The 3,279-nt window shown below is 66.8% G+C and carries 1 protein-coding gene; it reads right to left on the bottom strand.

What is annotated here, in order from left to right; all coding sequences use genetic code 11:
• Positions 1-3,250 (bottom strand): ATP-dependent RNA helicase HrpA (gene hrpA / locus DBR12_RS18605; protein ID WP_108618622.1); only part of this gene is annotated, 3,250 nt, incomplete at its 3' end.
• Between the last annotated feature and the right edge of the window lie 29 nt (positions 3,251-3,279).

Genomic DNA, 3,279 nt, shown 5'->3' with positions numbered 1-3,279 from the left:
GCGTTTGCCCAGCCTTCTTGATCTCCATGAGTTCAGGCAGCTCGCCAAACGTCCAGGTGTTGTAGCGCTGGCCTGCGGGGGCCGAGGGTGTGGTCTGCGCAGCGGGGGAGGGCTGGGCAGGATGCGTGGACGCTTTTGCTCCTGATTTGATAGCTGCTTGCGCTTTACCATCAGGCGCAGAGGGCATTTTTGAATCAGAATTTTGCGCCTCTGCCGCCGCACCGCCCAGCTTGAGCCCCGCCAGCGCCTGGAAGGCGCCGCGCGCCTTGGCGCCCCACTCGGCCTTGAGCGCGCCCAGGTTGCGGCCATGGCCCAGTTGGCGGCCATGTTCGTCCACCACGCGGAAGTTCATGAACAGATGGGGGCTGAGCATGTCGAGCTTGAAGTCGGCGCGCTTGACATCGAGAGAGGTCTCGTCGCGCACCTGCTTGAGCAGCGCATCGGTGAGGCTGCCGGTGCCAAACCGCTCAGGCGCGTTGAACAGCTCGGCCAGCCGCGCGGCTGACTCGGGCAGCGGCACAAAGCGGCTGCGCGGGCGCTGGTGCAGGCTCTTGAGCAGCGCCTGGATCTTGTCCTTGAGCATGCCGGGCACCAGCCATTCACAGCGCTCGTCGCTCACCTGGTTGAGCACGAAGAGCGGGATGGTCACGGTGATGCCGTCGCGCGCGTCGCCGGGCTCGTGCAGGTAGGTGGCGGTGCAGTCCACGCCGCCTAGGCGCACGGTCTTGGGGAAGGCGCTGGTGGTGATGCCCGCCGCCTCGTGGCGCATGAGTTCGTCGCGCGTGAGCTTGAGCAGCTCGGGGTTGGCGCGGCTCGCTTCCTTGTACCAGCGCTCAAACGTGGTGCCGCTGCACACGTCCTGGGGCACCTGCTGGTCGTAGAAGGCGTAGATGAGCTCATCGTCCACCAGCACGTCCTGGCGGCGCGACTTGTGCTCCAGCTCTTCGACCTTGGCAATGAGCTTCTGGTTGGCGGCCAGGAACGGCAGGCGCGTCTCCCACTCCCCCTGCACCAGGGCTTCGCGCAGAAAGACTTCGCGGGCGCCCTGCGGGTCTACCTTGCCAAAGTCCACGCGCCGGTTGTTGTAGACCACGATGCCGTAGAGCGTGGCGCGCTCCAGCGCCGTGACCTGCGCGGCTTTTTTCTCCCAGTGCGGGTCCAGCATCTGCTTTTTGAGCAGGTGGCCGCCCACTTGCTCCAGCCACTGGGGTTCGATGGCGGCGATGCCCCGACCGAAGAGGCGCGTGGTCTCGACCAGCTCGGCCGCCACGATCCAGCGGCCGGGCTTCTTGTTGAGATGGGCGCCCGGGTGCTTGTAGAACTTGATGCCGCGCGCGCCCAAGTACCAGTCTTCCTCGTCGCTCTTGACGCCGATGTTGCCCAGCAGGCCCGAGAGCATGGACAGGTGGATCTGTTCGTAGCTGGCGGGCTGGGTGTTGATCTGCCACTTGTGCTCGGTCACCACCGTGAGCAGCTGGGTGTGGATGTCACGCCACTCGCGCAGGCGGCGGATGCTGATGAAGTTCTGGCGCAGCAGCTGCTCGTACTGGCGGTTGCTGAGCTTGTGGGTGGGCGCAGGCGCCGCCACGCTGGCCACGGCGGGCACAGGCGCTGCCGCCGCCGAGCGCTGCGCCACGGGCAAATGCGCCTGCGAAGGCGCCTTCTGCTGCGCCATGGCCTTTTGTGCACGCGCCGACGGCAGGCTGGGCGCCCCGCCGCGCGCTTCGTTGATCCACTTCCAGAGCTTGAGGTAGCCGCTGAATTCGCTCTTTTCGTCGTCGAACTTGGCGTGCGCCTGGTCGGCCTGCTGCTGCGCTTCGAGCGGGCGGTCGCGCACGTCCTGCACGCTCAGTGCGCTGGCGATGACCAGCACCTCGTCGAGCGCGCGGCGCTCGCGCGCCTCCAGAATCATGCGGCCCACACGCGGGTCCAGCGGTAGCTTCGACAGCTCCACGCCCATGGGCGTGAGTTCGTTCGCGTCATCCACGGCGCCCAGCTCAGACAGCAGCTGGTAGCCGTCGGCAATCGCGCGGCCCGAGGGCGCCTCGATAAACGGGAACTGCCCCACATCGCCCAGGTGCAGCGACTTCATGCGCAGGATGACGCCCGCGAGCGAGCTGCGAAGGATTTCGGGGTCAGTGAAGCGCGGGCGGCTGTTGAAATCCGCCTCGTCGTACAGGCGGATGCAAATGCCGTTGGCCACCCGGCCGCAGCGGCCTGCGCGCTGGTTGGCGGCGGCCTGGCTGATGGGCTCGACCAGCAGCTGCTCGACCTTGCTGCGGAATGAATAACGCTTGACGCGCGCCGTGCCAGCGTCAATCACGTAGCGGATGCCGGGCACGGTGAGCGAAGTTTCGGCCACGTTGGTCGCCAGCACGATGCGGCGGCCGGTGTGGCCGTCAAAGATGCGGTCTTGCTCGGCCTGGCTCAGCCGGGCAAACAGCGGCAGCACCTCGGCATTGCGCATCACCGGCTGGTGAGACAGGTGCTTGCGCAGGTGGTCGGCGGCCTCGCGGATCTCGCGCTCGCCGGGCAGGAAGATCAGGATGTCGCCGCCCGCATTGCCCGCCCACAGCTCGTCCACGCCATCGGCAATCGCTTCGTTCAGGCCGTGGTCGCGCGTCTCTTCAAACGGCCGCCAGCGCTGCTCCACCGGGAAGGTGCGGCCCGAGACCATGATGACCGGGGCCGGGCCCTTGGCGCTCTCGAAATGCTTGGCAAACCGGTCGGCATCGATCGTGGCGGACGTGACGATGACTTTCAGATCGGGCCTGCGCGGCAGGATCTGGCGGATGTAGCCCAGCAGGAAGTCGATGTTGAGGCTGCGCTCGTGCGCCTCGTCGATGATGATGGTGTCGTAGGCCTTGAGCAGCGGGTCGGTCTGCGTCTCGGCCAGCAAGATGCCGTCGGTCATGAGCTTGACGGAGGCATCGCGGGAGAGGCGGTCCTGGAAGCGCACCTTGAAGCCCACCACATCGCCCAGTGGCGTGTTCAGCTCTTCGGCAATGCGCTTGGCCACGCTGCTGGCGGCAATGCGGCGCGGCTGGGTGTGGCCGATGAGCTGGCCTTTCTGCCCCGGCTTGGCATTGCACTTGCCCCGGCCCAGCGCCAGCGCAATCTTGGGCAGCTGCGTGGTCTTGCCCGAGCCCGTCTCACCGCACACGATGATGACCTGGTGCTTGGTGATGGCCGCCATGATCTCTTCACGCTTGCCCGAGACGGGCAGGGAATCAGGAAAAGTGATGCGCAGCGGCGTGGCAGTGGGGGCAGCGCGGGGGG

It is taken from the genome of Acidovorax sp. HMWF029, from assembly GCF_003060895.1.
Lineage (GTDB): Bacteria > Pseudomonadota > Gammaproteobacteria > Burkholderiales > Burkholderiaceae_C > Acidovorax.
This window is presented reverse-complemented; position numbering and strand designations above follow the sequence as displayed.